24 protein-coding genes are annotated in these 25,180 nt (G+C 69.2%); 19 read left to right on the top strand and 5 right to left on the bottom strand.

All coding sequences use genetic code 11. The annotated features are described in order from the left end of the window. Positions 1 to 7 precede the first annotated feature (7 nt). From carA to RJ03_RS38400, 10 genes are all read left to right on the top strand, one after another. Entirely contained in the window at positions 8 to 1,126 is a 1,119-nt protein-coding gene (gene carA, locus RJ03_RS15075) for a glutamine-hydrolyzing carbamoyl-phosphate synthase small subunit (protein ID WP_036502643.1), read from the top strand. Then, positions 1,126 to 4,452 (top strand): carbamoyl-phosphate synthase large subunit, encoded by a 3,327-nt coding sequence (carB, locus tag RJ03_RS15070; protein ID WP_036502642.1) that lies wholly within the window; start codon positions 1,126 to 1,128, stop codon positions 4,450 to 4,452. Before carA ends, carB begins: the two co-directional genes overlap by 1 nt. A 14-nt stretch (positions 4,453 to 4,466) precedes the next feature. Beyond that, a complete protein-coding gene (locus RJ03_RS15065) occupies positions 4,467 to 4,850 on the top strand; it encodes a hypothetical protein (protein WP_036502640.1) in 384 nt (127 codons plus the stop codon). Next, entirely contained in the window at positions 4,847 to 5,671 is an 825-nt protein-coding gene (gene pyrF / locus RJ03_RS15060; RefSeq protein WP_036502638.1) for an orotidine-5'-phosphate decarboxylase, read from the top strand. Before RJ03_RS15065 ends, pyrF begins: the two co-directional genes overlap by 4 nt. A 615-nt stretch (positions 5,672 to 6,286) precedes the next feature. Beyond that, positions 6,287 to 6,607: an integration host factor, actinobacterial type gene (mihF, locus tag RJ03_RS15055; RefSeq protein WP_030513994.1), complete on the top strand. Its 321-nt coding sequence runs from the start codon at positions 6,287 to 6,289 to the stop codon at positions 6,605 to 6,607. Positions 6,608 to 6,614: 7 nt separating this feature from the next. Beyond that, positions 6,615 to 7,196, top strand: a complete 582-nt coding sequence (gene gmk / locus RJ03_RS15050) for a guanylate kinase (RefSeq protein WP_036502635.1) — start codon at positions 6,615 to 6,617, stop codon at positions 7,194 to 7,196. 63 nt (positions 7,197 to 7,259) lie between these two features. Continuing rightward, positions 7,260 to 7,535, top strand: coding sequence for a DNA-directed RNA polymerase subunit omega (gene rpoZ / locus RJ03_RS15045; RefSeq protein WP_025350704.1), 276 nt, complete (start codon positions 7,260 to 7,262; stop codon positions 7,533 to 7,535). A gap of 53 nt (positions 7,536 to 7,588) precedes the next feature. Next, the gene (gene coaBC, locus RJ03_RS15040) at positions 7,589 to 8,806 is read left to right on the top strand and encodes a bifunctional phosphopantothenoylcysteine decarboxylase/phosphopantothenate--cysteine ligase CoaBC (protein WP_036502631.1); all 1,218 of its coding nucleotides are present in this window, start codon (positions 7,589 to 7,591) and stop codon (positions 8,804 to 8,806) included. 200 nt (positions 8,807 to 9,006) lie between these two features. Then, positions 9,007 to 10,221: a methionine adenosyltransferase gene (metK, locus tag RJ03_RS15035; RefSeq protein WP_036502629.1), complete on the top strand. Its 1,215-nt coding sequence runs from the start codon at positions 9,007 to 9,009 to the stop codon at positions 10,219 to 10,221. 179 nt (positions 10,222 to 10,400) lie between these two features. After that, positions 10,401 to 12,608, top strand: coding sequence for a primosomal protein N' (locus RJ03_RS38400; protein WP_036502718.1), 2,208 nt, complete (start codon positions 10,401 to 10,403; stop codon positions 12,606 to 12,608). Between the two features lie 43 nt (positions 12,609 to 12,651). On the opposite strand, the gene RJ03_RS15025 is transcribed toward RJ03_RS38400, so the two are convergent. After that, positions 12,652 to 13,491 (bottom strand): NAD(P)H-binding protein, encoded by an 840-nt coding sequence (locus RJ03_RS15025; protein WP_036502717.1) that lies wholly within the window; start codon positions 13,489 to 13,491, stop codon positions 12,652 to 12,654. Positions 13,492 to 13,564: 73 nt separating this feature from the next. Between RJ03_RS15025 and RJ03_RS15020 the strand changes: the two genes are divergently transcribed. The 6 genes from RJ03_RS15020 to RJ03_RS14995 all read left to right on the top strand — a co-directional run bounded on the left by RJ03_RS15020 (position 13,565) and on the right by RJ03_RS14995 (position 19,248). Then, positions 13,565 to 14,146 carry a TetR/AcrR family transcriptional regulator gene (locus RJ03_RS15020; protein ID WP_036502626.1) on the top strand — a complete coding sequence of 194 codons (582 nt, stop codon included), beginning with the start codon at positions 13,565 to 13,567 and terminating at the stop codon, positions 14,144 to 14,146. Between the two features lie 98 nt (positions 14,147 to 14,244). Next, entirely contained in the window at positions 14,245 to 14,901 is a 657-nt protein-coding gene (locus tag RJ03_RS15015) for a PadR family transcriptional regulator (RefSeq protein ID WP_369817501.1), read from the top strand. A gap of 54 nt (positions 14,902 to 14,955) precedes the next feature. Continuing rightward, the gene (locus RJ03_RS15010; RefSeq protein WP_083870832.1) at positions 14,956 to 15,978 is read left to right on the top strand and encodes an esterase/lipase family protein; all 1,023 of its coding nucleotides are present in this window, start codon (positions 14,956 to 14,958) and stop codon (positions 15,976 to 15,978) included. Between the two features lie 67 nt (positions 15,979 to 16,045). Further along, positions 16,046 to 16,606, top strand: a complete 561-nt coding sequence (gene def, locus RJ03_RS15005; RefSeq protein ID WP_036502621.1) for a peptide deformylase — start codon at positions 16,046 to 16,048, stop codon at positions 16,604 to 16,606. Next, positions 16,607 to 17,530, top strand: a complete 924-nt coding sequence (fmt, locus tag RJ03_RS15000; RefSeq protein ID WP_036502619.1) for a methionyl-tRNA formyltransferase — start codon at positions 16,607 to 16,609, stop codon at positions 17,528 to 17,530. A 335-nt stretch (positions 17,531 to 17,865) separates the two neighbouring features. Further along, positions 17,866 to 19,248 carry an RsmB/NOP family class I SAM-dependent RNA methyltransferase gene (locus RJ03_RS14995; RefSeq protein WP_051024703.1) on the top strand — a complete coding sequence of 461 codons (1,383 nt, stop codon included), beginning with the start codon at positions 17,866 to 17,868 and terminating at the stop codon, positions 19,246 to 19,248. Between the two features lie 13 nt (positions 19,249 to 19,261). Here the strand turns inward: RJ03_RS14995 and RJ03_RS14990 are convergent, their stop codons facing one another. Then, positions 19,262 to 20,461, bottom strand: a complete 1,200-nt coding sequence (locus RJ03_RS14990) for a YeiH family protein (protein ID WP_083870831.1) — start codon at positions 20,459 to 20,461, stop codon at positions 19,262 to 19,264. Positions 20,462 to 20,564: 103 nt separating this feature from the next. Here RJ03_RS14990 and RJ03_RS14985 point away from each other — a divergent pair, with 103 nt between their 5' ends. Further along, positions 20,565 to 21,485 (top strand): LysR family transcriptional regulator, encoded by a 921-nt coding sequence (locus RJ03_RS14985; protein ID WP_036502707.1) that lies wholly within the window; start codon positions 20,565 to 20,567, stop codon positions 21,483 to 21,485. A gap of 8 nt (positions 21,486 to 21,493) precedes the next feature. Here the strand turns inward: RJ03_RS14985 and RJ03_RS14980 are convergent, their stop codons facing one another. Next, positions 21,494 to 22,420, bottom strand: coding sequence for an RNA polymerase sigma factor SigF (locus tag RJ03_RS14980; RefSeq protein ID WP_036502617.1), 927 nt, complete (start codon positions 22,418 to 22,420; stop codon positions 21,494 to 21,496). After that, positions 22,420 to 22,842 (bottom strand): ATP-binding protein, encoded by a 423-nt coding sequence (locus tag RJ03_RS14975; RefSeq protein ID WP_036502614.1) that lies wholly within the window; start codon positions 22,840 to 22,842, stop codon positions 22,420 to 22,422. The genes RJ03_RS14980 and RJ03_RS14975 overlap by 1 nt, the downstream gene beginning before the upstream one ends. 123 nt (positions 22,843 to 22,965) lie before the next feature. Here RJ03_RS14975 and rpe point away from each other — a divergent pair, with 123 nt between their 5' ends. Continuing rightward, the gene (gene rpe / locus RJ03_RS14970; RefSeq protein WP_036502611.1) at positions 22,966 to 23,628 is read left to right on the top strand and encodes a ribulose-phosphate 3-epimerase; all 663 of its coding nucleotides are present in this window, start codon (positions 22,966 to 22,968) and stop codon (positions 23,626 to 23,628) included. Here rpe and RJ03_RS14965 read toward each other — a convergent pair. Then, positions 23,600 to 24,067 carry a hypothetical protein gene (locus tag RJ03_RS14965; protein ID WP_036502608.1) on the bottom strand — a complete coding sequence of 156 codons (468 nt, stop codon included), beginning with the start codon at positions 24,065 to 24,067 and terminating at the stop codon, positions 23,600 to 23,602. The genes rpe and RJ03_RS14965 overlap by 29 nt on opposite strands. Before the next feature lie 491 nt (positions 24,068 to 24,558). On the opposite strand from RJ03_RS14965, the gene RJ03_RS14960 reads away from it, so the two are divergent. Next, positions 24,559 to 25,179, top strand: coding sequence for a riboflavin synthase (locus RJ03_RS14960; protein ID WP_036502606.1), 621 nt, complete (start codon positions 24,559 to 24,561; stop codon positions 25,177 to 25,179). Position 25,180 lies beyond the last annotated feature (1 nt).

Raw genomic sequence — 25,180 nt, 5'->3', positions numbered from 1 at the left:
TGAGCGAATGAGCGACCGCGCCGCGGTGATGGTGCTCGAGGACGGACGGGTGTTCCGGGGCCGGCGGTTCGGCGCCGAGGGCGAGACGCTGGGCGAGGCGGTGTTCTGCACCGCGATGACCGGCTATCAGGAAACCCTGACCGACCCCAGTTACCACCGCCAGATCGTGGTGGCCACCGCCCCGCAGATCGGCAACACCGGCTGGAACGACGAGGACGACGAGTCGAATCGCATCTGGGTGGCCGGGTACGCGGTCCGCGACCCCGCGAAGCGGGCCTCGAACTGGCGCGCGACCACGACCCTGCAGGACGAGCTGGAGCGTCAGCAGATCGTCGGCATCGCCGGGATCGACACCCGCGCGCTGGTGCGCCACCTGCGCACCCGCGGTTCGATGAAGGCGGGCATCTTCAGCGGTGACGCCGCCGCGGCCTCGACCGAGGAGTTGCTGAGCCGGGTCACCGGTCAGGCCTCGATGCTCGGCGCCGATCTGGCCGGGGAGGTCTCCACCGACGGCGTGTACACCATCGAGCCCGCCGGTGAGCACCGGTTCACCGTGGTCGCGGTCGATCTGGGTATCAAGACCAACACCCCGCGCATGTTCGCCGAGCGCGGCATCCGGGTGCACGTGGTGCCCTCCGGCGTCACGCTGGACCAGATCAAGGAGCTGAAGCCCGACGGCGTCTTCCTCTCCAACGGCCCCGGCGACCCGGCCACCCAGGACGATGCGGTCGAGCTGACCAAATCCGTTCTGGGCGAAGGACTTCCGCTGTTCGGAATCTGCTTCGGCAACCAGATCCTGGGCCGCGCGCTGGGCCTGAGCACCTACAAGATGAAGTTCGGCCACCGCGGCATCAACGTCCCGGTCATCGATCACACCACCGGCGCGGTCTCGATCACCGCGCAGAACCACGGCTTCGCGCTCGAAGGGGAGGCCGGGCAGCGCTTCGACACCCCGTTCGGGACCGCCGAGGTCAGCCACACCTGCGCCAACGACGGCACCGTCGAGGGGGTGCGCCTGGTGGACGGTCGCGCGTTCTCGGTGCAGTACCACCCGGAGGCCGCCGCGGGGCCGCACGATGCCGCCTACCTGTTCGACCGCTTCGCGGGTTTGATGGAGGAAGCCTGATGCCACGCCGCACCGACCTGAACCACATCCTGGTCATCGGCTCCGGGCCGATCGTCATCGGCCAGGCCTGCGAATTCGACTACTCCGGCACCCAGGCGTGCCGGGTGCTGCGGTCCGAGGGCCTGCGGGTGTCGCTGGTGAACTCCAACCCGGCGACGATCATGACCGACCCGGAATTCGCCGACTCCACCTACGTCGAGCCGATCACCGCGGAATTCGTCGAGAAGGTCATCGCCAAGGAGCGTCCCGACGCCATCCTCGCGACCCTGGGCGGTCAGACCGCGCTCAACACCGCGGTGGCGCTGCACGAGAACGGGGTGCTGGAGAAGTACAACGTCGAGCTGATCGGCGCCGACTTCGAGGCCATCCAGCGCGGTGAGGACCGCCAGAAGTTCAAGGACATCGTCGCCAAGGTCGGCGGCGAGTCGGCGCGCTCCAAGGTGTGCTACACCATGGACGAGGTGCGCGAAACCGTTGCGGAACTGGGCTTCCCGGTCGTCGTGCGGCCGTCGTTCACCATGGGCGGCCTGGGCTCGGGTATGGCCTACAACGACGAGGATCTCGACCGCATCGCCGGCGGCGGCCTGGCCGCCTCGCCCACCGCGAACGTCCTCATCGAGGAATCGATTCTCGGCTGGAAGGAATACGAGCTCGAGCTGATGCGCGACGGCCGCGACAACGTGGTCATCGTGTGCTCGATCGAGAACGTGGACCCGATGGGCGTGCACACCGGCGACTCGGTGACCGTCGCCCCGGCCATGACCCTCACCGACCGCGAATATCAGAAGATGCGCGATCTCGGTATCGCGATTCTGCGCGAGGTCGGCGTCGACACCGGCGGTTGCAACATCCAGTTCGCGGTGGATCCGCGCGACGGGCGCCTGATCGTCATCGAGATGAATCCGCGCGTCTCGCGCTCGTCCGCGCTGGCGTCCAAGGCGACCGGTTTCCCGATCGCCAAGATCGCGGCGAAACTGGCCATCGGCTACACGCTCGACGAGATCGTCAACGACATCACCAAGGAAACCCCGGCCTGTTTCGAGCCCACGCTCGACTACGTGGTCGTGAAGGCGCCGCGGTTCGCCTTCGAGAAGTTCCCGGGCGCCGACCCGACGCTGACCACCACCATGAAGTCGGTCGGTGAGGCGATGAGCCTGGGCCGTAACTTCTCCGAGGCGCTCGGCAAGGTGCTGCGCTCGCTGGAGACCAAGGCGGCCGGGTTCTGGACCCAGCCCGACGGCCGCTGGACCGATGTCGCCGAGATCCTCGACGATCTGCGCGTGCCGACCGAGGGCCGGCTCTACCAGGTGGAGCGGGCGCTGCGGCTGGGCGCGAGCATCGAAGACGTCGCGCAGGCCTCGGGCATCGACCCGTGGTTCGTCGCCGAAATCGCCGGACTGGTCGAGCTGCGCGCCGAGATCGCCCAGGCGCCGGTGCTCGACGAGCCGCTGCTGCGCTACGCGAAGCACAACGGCCTGTCCGATCGCCAGATCTCCGCGCTGCGACCGGAACTGGCCGGTGAGAACGGAGTGCGGGAACTGCGTCACCGCCTCGGCATCCGGCCGGTCTACAAGACGGTCGACACCTGCGCCGCCGAATTCGAGGCCAAGACGCCGTACCACTACTCGAGCTACGAACTCGATCCGGCCGCCGAGACGGAGGTGGCGCCGCAGCTCGAACGGGAGAAGGTGATCATCCTCGGTTCCGGGCCCAACCGCATCGGCCAGGGCATCGAATTCGACTACTCCTGCGTGCATGCCGCGCAGACGCTGTCGCAGGCCGGGTATGAGACGGTCATGGTCAACTGCAACCCGGAGACCGTCTCCACCGACTACGACACCGCCGACCGCCTCTACTTCGAGCCGCTGACCTTCGAGGACGTGCTCGAGGTGTACCACTCCGAATCGGAGTCGGGCCGGGTCGCCGGGGTGATCGTGCAGCTCGGCGGGCAGACGCCGCTGGGTCTGGCGCAGCGGCTCACCGACGCCGGGGTGCCGGTGGTCGGCACCTCCGCGGCGGCGATCGACCTGGCCGAGGATCGCGGCGAATTCGGCGACGTCCTGGTCGCCGCCGGTCTGCCCGCGCCGAAGTACGGCACCGCCACCACGTTCGAGCAGGCCAAGCAGATCGCGGCCGAGATCGGTTATCCGGTGCTGGTCCGCCCGTCGTACGTGCTGGGCGGGCGCGGTATGGAGATCGTCTACGACGAGAATTCGCTCGAGGGCTACATCTCCCGCGCGACCGAACTGAGCCCGGAACATCCGGTGTTGGTCGACCGCTTCCTGGAAGACGCCATCGAGATCGACGTCGACGCGCTCTGCGACGGCGAGGAGGTCTACCTCGGCGGCGTGATGGAGCACATCGAGGAGGCCGGTATCCACTCCGGCGACTCGGCGTGCGCGCTGCCGCCGATCACCCTGGGGCGCAGCGATATCGAGGCGGTCCGCCGCTCGACCGCCGCACTGGCCAAGGGCATCGGCGTCAAGGGCCTGCTCAATGTCCAGTACGCGCTCAAGGACGACGTGCTCTACGTGCTCGAGGCCAATCCGCGTGCCAGCCGGACCGTGCCGTTCGTCTCCAAGGCGACCGGCGTGCAGCTGGCCAAGGCCGCCGCGCGGGTGATGCTGGGCACGACCATCGCCGAATTGCGCAAGGAGGGCATCCTGCCCGCCGAGGGCGATGGTGGTCACGCGCCGATGGATGCCCCGGTCGCGGTGAAGGAAGCGGTGCTGCCCTTCCACCGGTTCCGCCGTCCCGACGGCACCGGCATCGACTCGCTGCTGTCGCCGGAGATGAAGTCCACCGGTGAGGTGATGGGTATCGACGCCGATTTCGGTACCGCCTTCGCCAAGAGCCAGTCCGCGGCCTACGGGTCGCTGCCGGTCGCCGGCACCGTGTTCGTCTCGATCGCCAATCGCGACAAGCGGGCCATGGTGTTCCCGGTCAAGCGGCTGCACGATCTGGGCTTCCGGATCCTCGCCACCGAGGGCACCGCGGAGATGTTGCGGCGCAACGGGATTCCGTGTGAGCGGGTGCGCAAGCAGTCCGATCCGGTGCCCGCGTCCGGCAACGGCGAGCCGATCGAACCGTCGATCGTCGATCAGATCAAGGACGGTGAGATCGACATCGTCTTCAACACGCCTTACGGTAACTCCGGGCCCCGCGTGGACGGTTACGAGATTCGTACCGCCGCGGTGGGCGCCAACATTCCGTGCATCACGACGGTTCAGGGTGCGGCTGCAGCCGTACAGGGCATCGAAGCAACCATCAACGGCGGTATCGGGGTGCGCTCGCTGCAGGAGCTGCACGCCGTATTGCGCGGCTAAGAGGAGAGATAACGGTGGGAGCCATCGGTTTCGGCGCGGGAGTGCGGCCCCCGGGGGCCGGTCGGGCGACGACTCGGCGAATTCGGGGATTCGGCGCGGCGGAGGCGGCGCCGCCGGGAGGCGGTGACATCCGCCGGATGCGCAACGTCGGCGGCTACAGCACGGTCGGTTTCCGGGCGATCCCGCCGATCGGGCGCAAGCCGGCGCCCGACGCCGACGCCGAGGCGGACGCGCTCACCGACGCGGTGCTGGCCCGCGCGGACGAGGTTCTCGCCCAGGCCGACGAACTGCTCGCCTACGGCGGTGAGGACGCCTACGCCGATTCCGGGGCCGCCGGTGCGCAGACACCGACCGCTCATGCCGGGGACGAGCTGGCGGGCGCCGGGGCGAGCCGGTGACGCCGTTCGGCCTGCGGCTGGCCGACGCGATGGGCCGGCTGGGCCCGCTGTGCGCCGGTATCGATCCCCATCCGCAGTTGCTGCGTGCCTGGGGACTCGGCGAGGACGTCGAGGGCCTGAAACGGTTCTCCGACATCTGCGTCGAGGTCTTCGCGGGCCGGGTGGCGCTGGTGAAACCCCAGGTGGCGTTCTTCGAGGAGTACGGCTCCGGCGGGATCGTGGTGCTCGAGGACACCATCGCCGCGCTGCGCGAGGCGGGCACGCTGGTGCTGGCCGACGCCAAGCGCGGCGATATCGGCTCGACCATGGCCGCCTATGCGCGGGCCTGGCTGGGCGACGGTCCGCTGGCCAGTGATGCGGTGACGGTATCGCCGTACCTGGGCTTCGGTGCGCTCTCACCCGCGCTGGACGCCGCCCGGTCGGCCGGGCGCGGGGTCTTCGTCCTGGCGGCCACCTCGAATCCGGAGGCCGCCCAGGTGCAGCGCGTCAGCGCGGCCGACGGTCGCAGTGTCGCGCAGATCATGATCGACGAGGCGGCCGGCTGCAACGCCGGGGAAGAATTCGGATCGGTCGGCGTCGTGGTCGGCGCGACCCTCACCGAGCCGGTCGACGTGAGCAAGCTCAACGGTCCCGTGCTGATGCCCGGCGTCGGCGCCCAGGGCGGGGGAGCGGAGTCGATCCGCGCGCTGATCCCGTCCGACCGGTTCGCGGCCGTGGTCCCGAACGTCTCCCGGGAATTGCTCGGCGCCGGACCGTCGGTCGCGGCGATGCGCACCAAGATGCACAAGCTCGCCGACGAATTCGCCTTCCTGCAGTCCTGATCCGTTCCGCCCGGGTTCGACGCGAGCTGTCGCGCGCCCGGGCGCAACGCATCCGCGACTCGCCGCCGTGCCGGGGGACGGATTACCCCTTCGAAAGGCGACCGGTCTGTTTGCGTTTGCGGCTCGTTCGCGCGCGTACGTGCCCGTTCCCGGGTGGAAGTTACACATACGTGTTTTTCCGGCTCAGCGGCCCTTCCGGAGTGTCTTACGGCCCTGTTCCGCGTGTCGCCGACCGGTGCCGAGCGCGTCTCCGCTGCCGCGCCACACCGCGACACGCTGGGGCAAAAATCCGCGACACGCGGAGAATTTTCAGAAAGTTCCAGGTCGCGCGATTACGGGTCGGTTACGGCCGCATCCAACCGGCCTCGAATCCACCGGCGAACCCGTCGAAAGCAAGATAACCCCAGGTCATCGGCATGTTGACGAAATACTGCGGACCGTCGCCGCGACCGGGCGCATTCGGTCGCGTGACCTGCCCGGTAACGGGCCCGATACCGCGAATCGGGCGCTGACCTGGGGGGTGGGTTCGCAATCGGAGCGCCGCGTGGGTACGGTCGCTGAGACCACCGGGTTACCGGAGGTAGATCTAGCAATGAACGATGAGACGGAGGAACCGTGGCCCTTCCCCAGCTGACTGACGAGCAGCGCGCCGCTGCTTTGGAGAAGGCGGCTGCCGCTCGCCGCGCTCGGGCAGAGCTCAAGGAGCGCTTGAAGCGTGGCGGCACTGACCTGAAGACGGTCCTGAAGGACGCCGAGACCGACGAGGTCCTCGGCAAGATGAAGGTATCCGCGCTGCTGGAGGCCCTGCCCAAGGTCGGCAAGGTCAAGGCGGCCGAGATCATGAGCGAGCTGGAGATCGCGCCGACCCGCCGCCTGCGGGGCCTGGGCGACCGGCAGCGCAAGGCGCTGCTGGCGAAGTTCGACTTCGAAGCCTGATCCGAGGGTGGTCGAACACACACAGAAGGGTCGGCTGGTAGTACTGGTCGGCCCCTCGGCCGTCGGCAAGTCCACCGTGGTCCGTTGCGTCCGGGAACGGCTGCCGGAACTGGTGTTCAGTGTGTCGGCCACCACCCGGGCCCCCCGGCCCGGAGAGGTCGACGGCCGCGACTACCGGTTCGTGACCCGTGCCGACTTCGACACCATGATCGAAGAAGGCGAACTACTCGAATGGGCCGACATTCACGGCGGCCTGCAACGGTCGGGTACCCCGGCCGCCCCGGTGAAGGCGGCCGTGGCCGCCGGGAAACCGGTCCTGGTGGAGGTGGACCTCGCCGGCGCCCGCTCGGTCCGAGCGGCGATGCCCGAGGCGCTGCTGGTCTTTCTGGCCCCGCCCAGCTGGGAGGAACTCGTGGCCCGGCTGACCGGCCGCGGTACCGAATCACCCGAGGTGATCGAGCGCCGGCTCGCCACCGCGAAGACCGAACTCGCCGCCTGTGACGAGTTCGACATCGTGATCGTGAACGACGACGTGACCACGGCCTGTGAGCAGTTGGTATCGTTGTTCGTTAGCACAAATTCGAGATGACCGCGGGCGATCCGCGAACTCGTCTCGACCGCAACTCCCCATCGACCCGCAGGAGCCTCCCTAGTGAGCGACACCAAGACCGTGCCCGCCTACGACACCCCGGTCGGCCTCACCAACCCGCCGATCGACGAGTTGCTCGAGCGCACGTCGTCCAAGTACGCGCTGGTCATCTACGCGGCCAAGCGGGCGCGTCAGATCAACGACTACTACAACCAGCTCGGTGACGGCATCCTCGAGTACGTGGGTCCGCTGGTGGAGCCGGGCCTGCAGGAGAAGCCGCTCTCGGTCGCCATGCGCGAGATCCACTCCGACCTGCTCGAACACACCGAGGGCGAGTGACCCTGCGGTCGTAACCCGCTGTCTCTCCACCGGACCGAAGAGGCTTGATTCAGATGCGAATCGTTGTCGGCGTGGGCGGCGGGATCGCCGCCTACAAGGCGTGCTCGCTGGTGCGCAAGTTCACCGAGACCGGGCACGACGTCCGAGTCATTCCCACCGAGTCCGCACTGCAGTTCGTCGGTAAGGCCACCTTCGAGGCACTGTCGGGCAATCCGGTGCACACCGGGGTTTTCGCGGATGTGCCCGAGGTGCCGCATGTGCGCATCGGCCAGGAGGCCGATCTGGTGGTCATCGCCCCGGCCACCGCCGATCTGATGGCGCGCGCCGCCTCCGGCCGCGCCGACGATCTGCTCACCGCCACCCTGCTCACCGCCCGATGTCCGGTGGTCTTCGCTCCCGCGATGCACACCGAGATGTGGGAGCATCCGGCCACGATCGCGAACGTCGCCACGCTGCGCGCCCACGGCTCGACCGTGATGGAACCGGCCTCCGGGCGGCTCACCGGCGCCGATACCGGCCCGGGCCGGCTGCCCGAACCGGAAGAGATCTTCGCGCTGGCCTCGCTGCTGCTCGAGCGCTCCGACGCGCTACCGCGCGATCTGGAGGGGCGCCGCGTCGTCGTCTCCGCGGGGGGCACCCGCGAACCGCTCGATCCGGTCCGGTTCCTCGGCAATCGCAGCTCCGGGAAGCAGGGCTATGCCATGGCCCGGGTAGCCGCTCAGCGGGGCGCCCAGGTCACCCTGATCGCCGGCAACACCATCGGCTTGGAGCGGCCCGCCGCGGTCGAGGTCGTGCACGTGACGACCGCCGAGCAGATGGGCACCGCCGTCGACAAGCACTCCGTGGGCGCGGACGCGGTCATCATGGCCGCCGCGGTCGCCGATTTCCGGCCGGTCAACGTGGCCGCCGCGAAAATCAAAAAGGGTGCGCACGAACCGAATTCGATCGAGCTGACCAAGAATCGCGACATTCTGGCCGGACTGGTGCAGGCGCGGCGCGACGGGCAGCTCGGCGGCCTGGCGATCGTCGGTTTCGCCGCCGAAACCGGCGACGAACACGGCGATGTGCTGACCCACGCGCGGGCGAAACTGGCTCGCAAGGGGTGTGACCTGTTGGTGGTCAATGCCGTCGGCGAGGGTAAGGCGTTCGAGGTCGACAACAACGACGGCTGGCTGCTCGGCGCCGACGGCACCGAACAGTCGCTCGATCACGGCTCCAAGGCGCTGCTCGCCAGCCGGGTACTCGATGCGCTGGGCCCGCTCTTGCGTTGAGCCGCAAGCTGTTCGACCGCGCCGCCGCCGTGGCGACGCGGTCGGGATACCCGCGGCGGCCGATGCGAGGGCCCGGACGCCGCCGCTTCGCCCGGCCGTGGCAAGTTTGGAATAGTCTGAGGTAAAGGGTTGTGCGGTGACGCGAGGCCGCTACTGTCGCATCCCGACATGAGAAACCCGTTGAGGGAGAGGGAACAACTGTGCGCACGTCCGGTAGCCGGCTATTCACGAGTGAGTCCGTCACAGAGGGTCACCCGGACAAGATCTGTGACGCGATCAGCGATTCCATCCTCGACGCGCTGCTCACCGAGGACCCGCACAGCCGGGTGGCGGTCGAAACCCTGGTAACCACCGGTCAGGTCCATGTCGCCGGTGAGGTCACCACCGAGGCCTATGCCGATATTCCGACCATCGTGCGCGAGAAGGTGCTCGAGATCGGCTACGACTCGTCGGCGAAGGGCTTCGACGGCGCCTCCTGCGGCGTGAACGTCGCCATCGGCGCGCAGTCGCCCGATATCGCGCAGGGTGTCGACCACTCGCACGAGGCGCGCGTCGGCGGGTCCGACGACGAGATCGAACGCCAGGGCGCCGGTGACCAGGGCCTGATGTTCGGATACGCCACCAAGGAGACCCCCGAGCTGATGCCGCTGCCGATCGCGCTGGCGCACCGGCTCTCGCGGCGGCTGACCGAGGTCCGCAAGTCCGGTGTGCTGCCCTACCTGCGCCCGGACGGCAAAACCCAGGTCACCATCGAATACGAGGGCGATCGTCCGGTCCGGCTGGACACGGTGGTGCTCTCGACCCAGCATGCGGCCGATATCGACCTGGACAACCTGCTGGCGCCCGATATCCGTGAGAAGGTCGTCGACGCGGTCCTGGCCGATCTGGAACTGCCCAACCCGCTCGACACCTCCGATATCCGGCTGCTGGTCAACCCCACCGGCAAGTTCGTCCTCGGCGGTCCGATGGGCGATGCCGGCCTGACCGGCCGCAAGATCATCGTCGACACCTACGGCGGTATGGCCCGTCACGGCGGTGGCGCCTTCTCCGGTAAGGATCCGTCGAAGGTGGACCGCTCGGCCGCCTACGCCATGCGCTGGGTGGCCAAGAACGTGGTCGCCGCCGGACTCTCCGACCGCGTCGAGGTCCAGGTGGCCTACGCGATCGGCAAGGCCGCCCCGGTGGGCCTGTTCGTCGAGACCTTCGGCACCGAGCAGGTCGATCCGTCGCAGATCTCGAAGGCGATCGGCGAGGTCTTCGACCTGCGCCCGGGTGCGATCATCCGCGACCTGGACCTGCTGCGGCCGATCTACGCGCCGACCGCCGCCTACGGTCACTTCGGCCGCACCGATATCGACCTGCCGTGGGAGCGCACCGACCGCGCCGACAAGCTGCGCGCGGCCGCCGGTCTCTGATCGGGTCCGCGCCTGCCGTGGCGGAAGCGGTAGAACCGACGGCGCCCTCCGTTCCGACGGAGGGCGCCGTTTGCGTGCCGTCCACCGATGAGGCGGCCGATCCGGAAGCCGGGGACGAGAACGGCTCCGCGGCGGCCCGCGGCGCGGTGTCGACGTCCGATGTCGAGAAGGCTCGCGACATTCCGCTCGACAAGCCGATCGCGCGGGTGCTGCCGTTGCTCGAACCCGCCCATCTGGACCGCGATTTCGATTATTCGGTGCCGCGGGAGATGGACGAGCTCGCCCAGCCGGGGGTGCGCGTGCGGGTGCGCTTCTCCGGCCGCCTGGTCGACGGCTACATTCTCGAACGGCTCACGCGCACAGAGCATTCCGGCAAGATTCAGCCGTTGCAGCGGGTGGTGTCGGGTGAGCGCGTGCTGACGCCGGAGATCGTTCGCCTCGTCTCCGCGGTGGCCGCGCGGTACGCCGGAACCCGCGCCGACGTGTTGCGGCTGGCGATTCCGCCGCGGCATGCGCGCACCGAAGCGGCCGAACCGAAACCGGTTGAGCTGCCGGAGATTCCAGCCGACTTCCCGGGCTGGTCGCGTTATGTGCACGGCGACTCCTATCTGACCGCGCTGCGGCGCGGAAGCGGACCTCGCGCGGCCTGGCAGGCGATGCCGGGGGAGCAGTGGCCGCGCCGGCTCGCGGAACTTGCCGCCACGACGGTCGCCGGAGGCCGCAGTGCGATCATCATGGTTCCGGACCAGCGCGACCTCGACCGGGTCGTGGCGGAATGTGCTGCGTTGGTGGGTGATTCGGTTGCCGGATTGTCGGCCGGGCTGGGGCCCGCCGCTCGGTACAGGCGCTGGCTCGCGGTGTTGCGCGGCGCGGCCCGGATCGTGGTCGGAACCCGCAGTGCGGTCTTCGCACCGGCTCACGACCTGGGTCTGCTGGTCGTATGGGACGACGGCGACGACACCTACGCCGAACCGCGCGCACCCTACCCGCACGCCCGTGAGGTGGCGATGCTGCGGGCGCACGAAACCGGCGCGGCATTCCTGGTCGGTGGCTTCGCGCGGACCGCCGAGGCGCAGGCCATCGTCGAATCCGGATGGGCGCACGATCTGATCGCCGACCGGAAGACGTTGCGCGCCAACACACCTCGAATCCATGCGCCGGGTGACAGCGACATCGCCCTGGAGCGCGACCCGATGGCGCGGGCCGTCCGCATCCCGGGCACCGCCTTCGCCGCGGCGCGCCGGGCCTTGGCCACCGGTGACCCGGTGCTCGTGCAGGTGCCCCGACGCGGATACGTCCCGGCCCTGGCCTGCGCGAAATGCCGCACCCCGGCCCGCTGCCGGCACTGCAACGGCCCGCTGTCGTTGCCGGAGAGCGGAACCTGGGGCAGGCGAGACGCCCGGCCGAACAATAGATCCCGAGGCGACGCTTCCCGGGGTACGGCGCGGTCGGCAGGTGATGCGCCCGCCGCCGGCCGGGTCGGCCAGACGCTCGCCGGTGATCATCGCGTGGGACATGCCGGCGCACAGCGTCCGGACCTCTTCCGCCCGGACACGGCCCCGGACGAACGCCGGCCATCGGTAGTTCCGTTGGGCAGCAAGGGTTCCGGGGATCTCGCTCAGAGCCCGAGCTGTCGCTGGTGCGGCAAGGTGGAAGCGGCCTTCCGGTGTGGCACGTGCGGTTCACGGGCGCTGCGGGCGGTGGTGATCGGCGCCCAGCGCACCGCGGAGGAACTGGGCCGTGCCTTTCCCGGTGTGCCGATCCGCGGTTCGGGGGGTACCGCGGTGCTCGATGCGGTGCCGGACGGCCCGCAGGTGGTGGTGGCGACCATCGGTGCGGAGCCCCCGGTGCCGGGCGGCTACGCGGTGGCGCTGCTGCTCGACGGCTGGGCGCTGCTCGGCCGAGCGGACCTGCGGGCCGCCGAGGATGCGCTGCGGCGCTGGATGTCCGCGGCCGCCCTGGTCCGCCCCACCGGCGAAGTGCTCGTGATGGCCGAACCGGCGTTGCCGACCGTGCAGGCGCTGGTGCGCTGGGATCCGATCGGCCACGCCCGCCACGAACTGGCCGCTCGCAGTGAGGTCCGCTTCCCGCCCGCGGTGCGCTTGGCCGCGGTGGACGGTACGACCGCCACCATCGGTGAGCTCCTCGGTGAGACGGCACTTCCCGACGGCGTCGAAGTGCTGGGCCCGGTGCCACTGCCGCCCGGCGCCCGGACGCCGTTCTCCGGCGACGCCGCGCCCGCCGAGGTCGAACGGATGATTCTCCGGGTCGACCGGCGGGCGGGCTCGGCGCTGTCGCGCGCACTGGCCGCCGCCCTCGCGGTGCGCAGCAGTCATCGCTCGGACGGTCCGTTGCGGGTGCAGATCGATCCGGTCGACATCGGCTGACGCGCAAGCGAATTCGTCGTGCCGGGCCAGGCCGCGGTGATGTTCAACGGAACATGTCGATATTGCGCCGCGCCCACGCCGAGAAGGGCCGCGGTGCCCGGCCGAGGACCGCCTCGACATCGCCGCTGACCCGCAGTTCCTCGGCGGTCGGCGCACCGATGATCGCCAAGGTGGTGTCGGCGGCGTCGGCGGGCATCACGGTGAGCAACTGCGCGTACGCCTGCTCGGCCGTCTGCTCGACGAAACGCACCGGCTCGCCGAGGGTTTCGGCCAGGTCACGCACCCGGTCACGCGGTGATTCGGGCGCGGGGCCGGTCAACACGTAGGTCCGGCCGGCGTGACCGGGTTCGCGCAGGGCGGCGGCGGCCACGGCGGCGATATCGTCGGGGTCCACGAAGGGGATCGCGACATCACCGAACGGGGCGGTGACCGTTCGCTGCGTGCGCACGGCGTCCGCCCACATCGCGACGTTCGATTGAAAACCGCTCGGCCGCAATATGGTCCATTCCAGCCCCGAGTTCTGGACGGCAATCTCGACCTGCTTTCCGAACTGTCCGTGCGAGGCGCTGTCGGGCCGGGTAACGACCCCCTGGGACGACAACAGGACGATGCGCCGCACTCCCGCGTCCCGTGCCGCGGCCAGCACGCCCGGCACATCTGCCGCCAGCGATCCCGGCGCGAGCAGCAGGAACAGCTGTTCCGCGCCGTCGAGGGCTGCCGTGACCTCGCCCGTATTCGTCAGATCGGCCGCGATGTGCCGCACGCCGTGGGGGAGGTCGTCGGGACGGCGGCGGGATACTGCGGTCACCTTCTCACCGGCTTCGGCGAGCATCCGCACCAACGGCCGTCCGACGTTGCCGGTCGCTCCGGTTACCACGATCATCTTCACTCCTAAGTTAGTTGACTGACTAATATGACCGTACGGCATCGTCGGCGAGGTGTCTATAGTTAGTTGTATGACTAACTCAGTCGACAGCAAGCGGGCCGGCGGTAAGCGCGAACGGCTCGCCGCCGCGGCCGCCGAGGTCTTCCATCGGCAAGGAGTGGAGAAGACGACGATCGCCGACATCGCCCGGGCCGCCGAGGTGCCGGTCGGCAACGTGTACTACTACTTCAAGACCAAGGATCAGCTGATCCAGGCGGCCATCGGCGCTCACGCCCACACTCTGGACGGCTTCCTCGCCGAACTCGACCGGCAACCCCGGCCGGTCGATCGGGTGCGGGCGCTGATCCGGTCCTGGGTCGATCAGCGCGATCTCGCGGCCCGATACGGTTGCCCGTCCGGAACCCTGGCCACCGAACTCGACAAACGCTCCGACGGAATGGAGCAGCAGCTCGCCGAGGTGATGGGCGTTCTGCTGGCCTGGGTGCAGCGGCAATTCGAGGAGATGGGCCGCCCCGACGCGCGCGAACTTGCCGTCGCGCTGATTGCCTCTTACCAGGGAATTTCCCTGCTCACCAACACCTTTCGCGACCCGGAACTGATGCGAACGGAAGGCGACCGGCTGGAACGCTGGATCGATTCGCTCGCGGCCTGAACCGCGGCTCTTGCTGTGGCGCGCCCATACTTGTCAAAGATGCATTGCCGATATATCGTTGATTGCGTCAACGTAAGACAATGCCCGAGGAGGCAATCATGGAACGCATGGAGAACATGGACAGGTTCGGTCGCGGCCGCCGTCGCGGACCCCGGCCGGACCCACAGGAACGCGGCGGACACGAACAGTTCCGTCGCCACCCGCGCGGACACGGCTTCGGACCCTTCGGCCCGGATTTCGGGCCCGGATTCGGTCCGGGCGGTCATGTCGGCCGCGGGCGCGGTCGCGGCGGGCGCGGACGGCGCGGAGATGTCCGCGCGGCGATCCTGCTGCTCGTGCAGGAACGGCCGATGCACGGCTACGAGCTGATCCAGCAGATCCGCGAACGTAGCGACGACATCTGGCGGCCCAGCCCCGGTTCGATCTACCCGGCGCTGTCCCAGCTCGAGGACGAGGGCCTGGTGATCATCGAGAAGGTGGCCGGTCGCAAAACCGCGAAACTGACCGACGCGGGCGCCGAGTACGTCACCGAACATCGCGACGAACTGGGCGATCCCTGGCAGGACGTCCGCGAGGGTGTCGGCGATCAGGCGCTGGACCTGCGCGAACTGGTCGGCCAGCTGATGGGTGCGGTCGGGCAGGTCGCCCGCGCCGGCACGCCCGAACAGGCCGGTAAGGCCGCCGAGGTCCTCACCGAGGCCCGGCGTTCGATCTACCGGATCCTCGCCGACGACGACACCACCGCGGCCGAGTGAGGCCGATCCGGTGGCCCGTCACACGTACCGGTCCACGCGGCGCAGAATCGAAGGATGGGACGAGGTCGGAACCGCCGAGACGGGGGCCTCGCGTGGCGTAGGGCACTCGCGACGGTGGCGGCGTGCGGGGCGGCGTTCGGCGGCAGCGCGAACACCTGGGCCGAACCGCCCCCGGCCTCGCCGCCGGACACTCGCCCGGCGGTGGTCCCCACCGACTGGGGGCCACCGCAGGGCGACCATCTCGCCGCCTCGCGCTATCTGAAAGCGCACCCCGGCACCACGCCGTGGGGCACCAACGATTTCACCTGCCGGCCGAGCGCGCGGCATCCGCGCCCGATCATCCTGGCCCACGGGACCGACGCCACCGCCTACACCGACTGGGGCGGCATCGGCCCGCAGCTCGTCGCCGCGGGCTTCTGCGTTTTCGCCCCGAACTACGGCGGCAAACCGGATGCCACGAGCTACGGCACCGAGGATCTGTGGGCGTCCTCGCGACAGTTCGGCGACTTCGTCGACCGCGTCCTGACCGCCACCGGCGCCGGCAAGGTGGACCTGGTCGGATTTTCCCAGGGCGCCAACATCACTCGCTACTACATCGACAAACTCGGTGGCGCTCCCCACGTCGATCAGTGGATCGGACTCGCCTCGCCCAGCTACGGCGCCCAGATGTACGGGCTGGTTCCGCTCGCCGACGCCGTGCCCGGACTCTGGAACGTCTATCAGCAGGTCACGTCGCTGGCCGCTGTGCAGCAGGCGCAGGGTTCGCCGTTCGTACGCGAACTCGACGCCGGCGGCGACACCGTGCCCGGTGTGCTATACACCACCGTCGGCAGCCGCGTCGACGAGATCATCCAGCCCGCTACCAACATCGCCCTGACCGGCCCGGGCGCGCGCAACATCGTGTTGCAGGATCTGTGCCCCATCGATCTGACCGGGCATTTCCACATGGTGTACGACCCGTACGTGCAGCAGCTGCTGCTCACCCTGCTCGACCCCGAGCACGCGCCGCTGCCGCAGTGCGCCTACGTGCCGCTGGGCACCGAAATCGGTGAGGTGATCCTGGGCGCGCATTCCTGACGAAACGGATTTCCGGCCGCCCGTAAACTGGGGCGACCGCAATGTCGTCTCGCCCGGGAGTGTGCCTGTGACAATCCAGCCCGTTCGCCTGTTCGGCGATCCCGTCCTGCGCGCCCGCGCGGACGAGGTCGACGCCTTCGACAGGGACCTCGAGCAGCTGGTCACCGACCTCACCGACACCATGCACGCCAGCGGCGGCGTCGGCATGGCCGCGCCGCAGATCGGTGTCGGCCTGCGGGTGTTCGTCTACGACACCGGTGATGCCGCCGGGCACGTCGTGAATCCGGTGTTCGAAGTCCTCGGCACCGACGAGCAGACCGGCCCGGAGGGTTGCCTGTCGATTCCGGGGCTGCGCTACGACGTGACCCGGGCCCACCGCGTGGTCGCACGCGGAGTCGATATGCACGGTGAGCCGGTGAAATTCGAGGCCGAGGGGCTGCTGTCCCGCTGCGTGCAGCACGAAACCGATCATCTCGACGGCGTGCTGTATCTGCAGCGGCTGGAACCGGCCACCCGCAAGCAGGCCATGCGCGCGGTGCGGGAGTCGGAGTGGTTCGTCGCCGGTAAGACGGTGATGTCGGCGGCCGAGGTCGCCGGCAGCCGCCCCGAGTCCGGGCGGGGCGAGTAGATGCGCCTGGTCTTCGCGGGGACTCCCGAACCGGCCGTGCCGTCCCTGCGGCGGCTGCTGGAATCCGAGCGCCACGAGGTGGTGGCGGTGGTCACTCGGCCGGATGCGGTGGCCGGTCGCGGTCGCAAGGTGACACGCTCGCCGATCGGGCGGCTGGCCGACGAATACGGCATTCCGGTGCTGACCCCGCGCAAACCCTCGGAGCCGGAATTCGTTGCGGCACTGACGGATTTGAAACCCGACTGCTGTCCGGTGGTGGCCTATGGCGCGCTGCTGCCGCGGGTGGTGCTCGACATCCCGCCCCACGGCTGGGTCAACCTGCACTTCTCGCTGCTGCCCGCCTGGCGGGGCGCGGCACCGGTGCAGGCGGCGGTCCTGGCCGGCGATGAGATCACCGGCGCCTCGACCTTCCGCATCGAGGAAGGTCTGGACACGGGGCCGGTCTACGGCGTGGTCACCGAACGCATCGGCATCACCGATACCGCGGGCGCCCTGCTGGAGCGGTTGTCGGTCTCCGGTGCGCAACTGCTCGAATCCACCCTCGACGGAATCGAGGACGGCACCGTCCAGGCCGTGCCGCAATCCGGTGAGGGTGTCTCCTATGCGCCCAAGGTGGAGGCAGACGAGGGGCACATCCGCTGGGATCAACCGGCGCTGGCGGTCGGCCGCCGGATTCGCGCCGTCACTCCCGCGCCGGGCGCATGGACCGAAATCGACGGTAAGCGACTGAAACTCGGCCCGGTCGAACTGGTCGAGGACCAACTGCCCGAGCGGGTGATCGAGGTCCGGAAGTCCGGTGTCTACATCGGCACCGCCACCACCGCCGTGCGCTTGGACCAGGTGCAGCCCCAGGGCAAACGGATGATGCCGGCTCTGGACTGGGCCCGCGGCGCACGCCTGGAGCCCGGCGCGGTGGTCGAGTGACCGGCCCACGCGCAGAAGACGACCGGGACCGTGACGGGCGGCGAGCCGACGATGCGCGCCGCGGAAAAGGCCGGGCGGACAACGATTCTCGGCGTCGCGGCGACGCGGGGAGAGGTTCGGGCAGCCGGGGTGGTGACGCTGCTCGGGCTCGCCGGGGCGAGGGGCGCGATTCGTCGGACGAGCGTGGACGACGCTCCGGCGCGAGTGGTGCTCGCGGTGCCGGGGGCGCCGGAAAAACGTCGCGGGGCGCCGACCCGAGGCGGGGCACGCGTCAGGATTCGTCTCGCGGCGACAATTCCGCTCAGGGCGCGGACTCTCGTCGTGCGGACCGTGATGTGCGGCGGACCGGTCGCCCCGCGGCCCGGCCCCAGGGACGACGCGGTGTGGTGGGTGACGCTCCCAGGCTGGTCGCCCGGGATGTGCTGCGAGCGGTGCGTGAGCGCGACGCGTACGCCAATCTCGTTCTGCCCGTCCTGTTGCGCGAATACGGATTGTCCGGGCGCGACGCGGCTTTCGCGACCGAACTCGCCTACGGCTCCTGCCGCGCGATGGGCGTCCTCGATGCGGTGATCGCCGAATGCGCGGGACGTCCGATCGCGGAGATCGACGGCCCGCTGCTCGACGTCCTGCGTCTGGGCGTATATCAGCTGCTGCGGACCCGGGTGGGATCGCACGCGGCGGTGGATACGTCGGTCGATCTGGTGCGCACCGAATCCGGAAGCGGCAAAGCCGGTTTCGTCAACGCGGTACTCCGCCGGGCGGCCGCGCGGACACCGGAGCAGTGGGTGGAGGATCTGGCGCCGCGCGATCCGATCGGCCGCGCGGCATTCGAATTCGGGCATCCGGTCTGGATCGCGCAGGCCTTCGCCGACGCACTCGGTGCTCGGGCGGGAGAGCTGCGCGATCTGCTCGCCGCCGACGACGAACGGCCGATCGTGCACCTGGTGGCGCGGCCCGGCGATATCACCGCCGAGGAGTTGGCGCTGGTCAGTGGTGGTGAGGAGGGCCGCTGGTCACCGTATGCGGTGTACCTGGACAGCGGCGACCCGGGACAGCTGGAAGCGGTGCGCGAGGGTATGGCCGCGGTCCAGGACGAGGGCAGCCAGCTCGTCGCGTTGTCGCTGACCCGGGCGCCGCTGCTCGGTGCGGACGGCGGGCGCTGGCTCGATCTGTGTGCCGGCCCCGGCGGTAAGACCGCCCTGCTGGGCGCTCTGGCCGATATCGACAGGTATCGGGTCGACGCCGTCGAACCCGCCGAACACCGAGCCGAGCTGGTGCGCAAGGCCACTCGCGGCCTTCCGGTCAGCGTGCATGTGGTCGACGGCCGCGACTCCGGGCTGGAACCCGGCTACGACCGCATCCTGGTCGACGCGCCGTGTACCGGACTGGGCGCGCTGCGCAGGCGCCCGGAGGCGAGGTGGCGGCGCACCCCGGCCGATGTGCGCGACCTGACCACCCTGCAGAGCCAATTGCTCACCGCCGCATGGGATCTGCTGCGCCCGGGCGGTGTGGTGGTGTATTCCACCTGTTCCCCGCACCTGGCCGAAACCGTCTCGGTCGTCTCCGATTTCGTCCGCCGATCCGACGCCGAACAACTCGACACTCGCACGTTGCTGCCCGGAGTCGCCGACACCGGCGACGGTCCCGCCGCTCAGCTGTGGCCCCACCGGCACGGCACCGACGCCATGTTCATGGCCGCCCTGCGTAAACCGCTCTGACACCACGGTTCGCTCAGCCGGCCAGAACCGCGCCGGTGAGCGCGATGCCGGCCACCCACACGGTCGACAGGAGCGCCAGGATCAGCGGGCGCGGCCCGACGCGGCGCAGGGCGGCCAGGCGTACACCCGCGCCCAGGGCGAACATGGCGGCGGTGAGCAGCGCGGTCTGGAGCAGTTTGGCCATGCCGAGTACCGATTCGGGCAGGAGCCCGGTGGTGCGCAGTGCGGCGCAGGCCAGGAAGGCGACGACGAACAGCGGAATCAGGGGCGGCCTGCGGGTGCCGGGCGCGGTGTCCTCGCGGCGCCGGACCTGCCAGCCGATCACCGCCAGCACGGGTGCCAGCAGGACCACCCGCGCCAGTTTGACCACGACCGCGACGGTCAGCGCGGCGCCGCCGATCGCGCCGCCGGTCGCCACGACCTGCGCCACTTCGTGCACGGACCCACCGGCCCAGATCCCGGCGGTGCGATCGTCGAGGCCCAGAGCGCTCGACAGCAGGGGCAGCGCGCCGATCATGATCGTGCCGAAGACGACCACGAGCGCGATCGCGGTCAGCACTTCCTCGTCTTCGGCGTCGACCACGCCGTCCACCGCCGCCGCGGCGGCCGCACCGCAGATGGAGAATCCGCACGCGATCAGCAGTCGCTGCGTCCAGCTCAATCCCAGCAGCCGGCCCATGAACATCGTGCCGCCGATGCCGAGGGCGACGATCGCGACGACCACCGCGATCACGGCGGGCCCGAGCCCGAGAATGTCGGCGAATGTCAGCTGCAGGCCGAGCAGCGCGACGCCGACGCGCAGCAGCCGCTTCGCCGAGAACTGCAGTCCCGGCTGCACCCGGTGCGGCAACGGCACGCAATTGGCGAGCACCGCCCCGACGACGATCGCCAGCAGGAGCGGGCTGACCGTGGGCGTGAACTGGGCGATACCCAGCACGAGCGCGGTCATCGCGACCGTCAGGGTCAATCCGGGGACGATATCCGCCCCGCCGGCCGCGTCCGAGCGCCCGGCAGCGACTCCGCGTCGCCCGAGCCGGGCTCGCCACCGCCGTCGTAGCGTGCGGACGGAGGTCTGCGGGGAGGATTCGATACCGCGCTGCGAACCGACCGCGAGCTTGTCGGTATCAACGGTGTGGTCGGCCGTGCCCGGCTCGGTGGCGCCGGGCACGTCGTCGGCGGCCTCGGCCGCTCGCGAGGAATCCAGACTTGTCATGACGACAACGGTCTCGTGAATCGGTGGGGGCCGGTAGCGGCCGAAACGGCATCGCACTCATATCCTGGTGATATGGGTTGTGCTCAACGCATATGATTGCGGTATGGCCGACGTACGCCCCGACCTGGGTTTCCTCGAGCTGCTGGTCGCCATCGACGACCACGGCAGTCTCGGTGCGGCCGCACGCTCGATCGATATGGCGCAGCCGAACGCCAGCCGTGCGGTGCGCCAGTGGGAGCATCGGCTGGGCCTGGCCCTGTTGCGCCGCTCACCGCGCGGCTCCACGCTGACCCCCGCGGGAACCGTCGTCGTGCACTGGGCGCGCGAGGTACTGGCGGACCTGGACCGGCTACTCGACGCCGCCGCCGCACTGCGCACCGACCAGGAGGCCGAACTCACCGTCGCCGCCAGCATGACGGTCGCGGAATGTCTGCTACCGGGGTGGCTCGGCGCGTTCCGCCGCGGTCATCCGGATGTGAAAGTCCATCTGCAGGTCCACAATTCGCGCCAGGTGTGTGACCGGCTCGTGGCCGGGGAATGCGATCTGGGATTCGTCGAATCGCCGGCGGTGCCCGACGGGTTGCCGCATGTGACCGTCGCGCACGATCGACTGCTCGTCGTGGTGGACCCCGGGCATCCCTGGGCGCGCCGCCGCACACCGCTCACCGTCGCCGAGCTGGCCGCGACACCGCTGGTGGTGCGCGAACCCGGATCCGGGACTCGCAGTACCCTCGACGTCGCGCTGGCCGAATATCCGCGCGCCGAACCACTGCTGGAACTCGGCAGCGCCGCGGCCATCCGCACCAGCGTGCTCGGCGGCGTGGGGCCCGCGGTACTGAGCACGCTGGCGGTCGGCGACCAGCTCGAGCGTGGCGAACTGCGCGCGGTCACCGTCGCGGGCCTGGATCTACGGCGCACCCTGCGCGCGGTGTGGCGTCCACCGCGCAAACTCGGCGGTCCGGCCGGACAACTGATGTCCGCCATCGTGCACGCCCAGCGGGCCGCTACACCGGATCCGGTGTAGCGTCGGCGTCACTCGCGGGCGCTCTGCTCCCGGAGCCGCGCAAGGGTTTTCGCGAGAATCCGGGAGACGTGCATCTGCGATATCCCCATCCGCTGCGCGATCTGGGTCTGCGTCATCGATTCGAAGAAGCGCATGGTGAGGATGCGTCGTTCCCGTTCGGGCAGGCCCGCGAGCAGCGGCCGGATCGCCACGTACTCCTCGACCCGGTCGAACTGCGACTCCTCCTCGCCGAGGGTGTCCAGCAGCGAGGCCTCGGTATCGCGGCCCACCGACACCGCGTCGATGGAACTGGGCTGATACGCGTTGCCCGCGATGACGGCTTGGGTCACCTCGTCGGGATGGATGTCGAGTTCGGCGGCGATCTCCTTGGCGGTCGGGGAGCGGCCCAGCGACTGCGAGAGCGTATCGATCGCCGAACCGATGCGCAGATGGGTTTCCTTGACCCGCCGGGGAACTCGCATCGCCCAGGTGTTGTCGCGGAAGTAGCGCCGGACCTCGCCCATGATGGTGGGCACCGCGAAGGACAGGAAGTTCGAGCCGCGCGAGACGTCGAAACGGTCGACGGCGTGGACCAACCCGACCCGAGCCACCTGCGTCAGGTCGTCGAACGGTTCGCCGCGGCCGCTGAATTTGCGGGCGATGTGGTCCGCCAACGGAATACAGCGATTGATCAACTCGTCGCGCAGTTCGGCGCGGCGGCCGTCACCGGCCTCCGACAGTGCCTGGAACAGCAGGTTCACATCGTCGTATCCGGAAACCGAACCGGTGACCTCGGCGACCTCGTCACCGTCCTCCTCGTCGTCCGGGGTTGCCTCACCGCCGTCCGTGCGGCCCTCGCCGTCCTCGGCGCCGGTGTCGTCAGGGGATCCGCTCGCGGCCGTACCCGCGGTGTTCTCGGCGTCCTCGGCCTCGAACACGTTGTTCTCGTCGGCCACTACGCCTTCCCCCGGACCCGGCGAAATTCGACCACCGTCGGGTATCCGGAAATCGCCGAATCGAAGGGCTCCTGCGCGACGTCGATGCCGTCGGTGAGCGTCCGCAGTACATGCCAGCCGAAGCTGCGCTGGTCGGGCAGCTTCGAGGTGGCCGCGATGCCGGCCACCCGGACGAGCAGATCGTTGTCGCCGACGGTGAAGCGGCACTGCAGGGTGCTGCCGGGAACGGCGAGTTCGATCAGCGTCGAGCACGCCTCGTCGACGGCCAGCCGGATATCGGCGACCTCGTCGAGCGTGAAATCGCTGAGCAGGACCAGTGTTTCGGCCAATCCGCGCACGATGGGCAGTTGCGACACGGTGGCCGCCACTCCGATTTCGACGGGTGTACTGCGCAGTCCCTCTTCAGCCGACATGTTGATCACCCTACGAAGGCTACCCAACTTCGCGTCGCGCAATCGCCGACAGTGCCGAAAACCGGTGTGATCGACCCAGTACACTCACGCGCTGTGTCCCTCTCGAATTCCCACTTTCACCGGCCGTCGCCGATGATCGCGCCGTCCATCCTGTCCGCTGATTTCGCTCGTCTGGCGGAGGAGGTACGCGCCGTCGAGGGAGCGGACTGGCTGCACGTCGATGTGATGGACAACCACTTCGTACCGAACCTGACCCTCGGCCTGCCGGTGGTGCAGAGTCTGCTGAAGACCACCGACATCCCGCTGGACTGCCATCTGATGATCGAGGATCCGGCCCGCTGGGCGCCCCCGTACGCGGAGGCCGGTGCCTACAATGTGACCTTCCACGCGGAAGCGACCGACGATCCGGTCGCGGTGGCCCGGGATATCCGCGCCGCCGGCGCCAAGGCCGGATTGTCGGTGAAACCGAATACGCCCATCGAGCCGTACCTGGAAATTCTGCGCAATTTCGACACGCTGCTGGTGATGAGTGTCGAGCCCGGATTCGGCGGTCAGTCGTTCATTCCGCACGTGCTGGAGAAGGCGCGCGCGGTCCGCCGGCTCGTCGACAGCGGTGAATTGCGTCTGGTCGTCGAAATCGACGGCGGCATCAATATGGACACCATCGAAGCCGCCGCCGAGGCCGGTGTGGACTGCTTCGTCGCCGGGTCCGCGGTGTACGGCACGGACGATCCGGCCGCGACCGTGGAAGCCTTGCGCGAGAAGGTCATCGAGGAGCAGGCGGCGCGGCGCTGAGCCGAGCGGCCTCCACGACCGCGGCCATGGGGACGACCGCCTCGAGATGGTCGGGCGTCTGCACCCAGATCCGATAGCCGGTTCGTTCGTCCTCGGCCGAGGGCAGCACCACGTGACTACCCGTGCACGCGACCGTCGTGTACAGCCGGAACAGTTCGGCCGCAACGGATGTGCTGACGCTGGCGGAGCACGACGGGCCGGTGATGAAGGTCCAGCGCCGCGCCCGCGGATGGTGCACGACGGGAGTGACCAGTCCGGACTGGGTGAGCTGGCGCAGGACCCGCTCACCCACATCGGCCGGCATTGTGACCGCGCCGAATTGCTGCCCGATCTCGAGCACGATGTGCCGCGATGCGTCGTCCACCGACGCGGGCAGATGAAAGACGCGGCGATACCGCTCGCAACGATCCGTGAGAGACGTATCGATCACCGTGGTCACGCCGCACCCCCATGAGGTTGTTGTCCAATGAACGGTTGGAATCAACTGCATAACAATATTGCTACCGAATACGCCCTGGTGCAAGCGTTGGGGTTGAATTCGCAGTCACGTGGGTAACAAATTGAATTCGGCTGCGATCCGGGCCGGTAGAAGCCGGATATTCGACCGGTGAAAACCAAAAATTCGATTTCCTTTTCCTGAAATTGTTCGCTATTCCTTTTCGGCATTCGGCGATGTGGCCGTCGCGCGGGGGAGCCGATCAGCCCGCTCGGCGCGTCGCCGATACGGCGCCCGGTTCGGTGCGCTTTTCCGGTCCGAAAGTCTTGAATGTCCGGCCATGACCGGTCGGTAGGACGGCCGGATGTGCTCTGCTACAGCGCGTCGTTACGCTGATGACACCGCGACCCGCGGGGGAATACCCCGGGCCGCCGGCACCGTTTGCGCTAGCGGACGCCCCGACGCGGTGGGCGCCGGGCTGACAGGAGATACGGATGTTCACAGGCATCGTCGAGGAGCTGGGGGAGATCGTCGCCGCCGAGCGGTCCGCGGACGCGGCCAGGCTCACGATTCGCGGCGCGACCGTAACCTCCGATGCCCGCCACGGCGACTCCATCGCGGTCAACGGCGTCTGCCTGACCGTGGTCGACGTGGTCGACGGCGACAGCTTCACCACCGACGTGATGGGGGAGACGCTCAACCGCTCCGGCATCGGCAAACTCGACATCGGCTCGAAGGTGAACCTGGAGCGCGCCGCGGCGGTGAACAGCCGGCTCGGTGGCCACATCGTGCAGGGCCATGTGGACGGCACCGGGGTCATCGTGTCGCGCATCCCCTCCGACAACTGGGAGGTCGTGCGAATCTCGTTGCCCGACAATCTGGCTCGCTATGTGGTCGAGAAGGGGTCGATCACCGTGGACGGCATCTCGCTCACCGTCTCGGCCCTCGGCGTCGACGAGGGCGGCGAACCCGGGCACCGCGACTGGTTCGAGGTCTCGTTGATCCCCACCACCCGCGAGCTCACCACCCTCGGCGCCGCGCCCGCCGGCACCACGGTGAACCTGGAGGTCGACGTCATCGCCAAATATGTCGAGCGGCTCCAGCAGCGTGGCTGAC

The organism is Nocardia aobensis NBRC 100429 (genome assembly GCF_000308375.1).
Taxonomy (GTDB): domain Bacteria; phylum Actinomycetota; class Actinomycetes; order Mycobacteriales; family Mycobacteriaceae; genus Nocardia; species Nocardia aobensis.
This window is presented reverse-complemented; position numbering and strand designations above follow the sequence as displayed.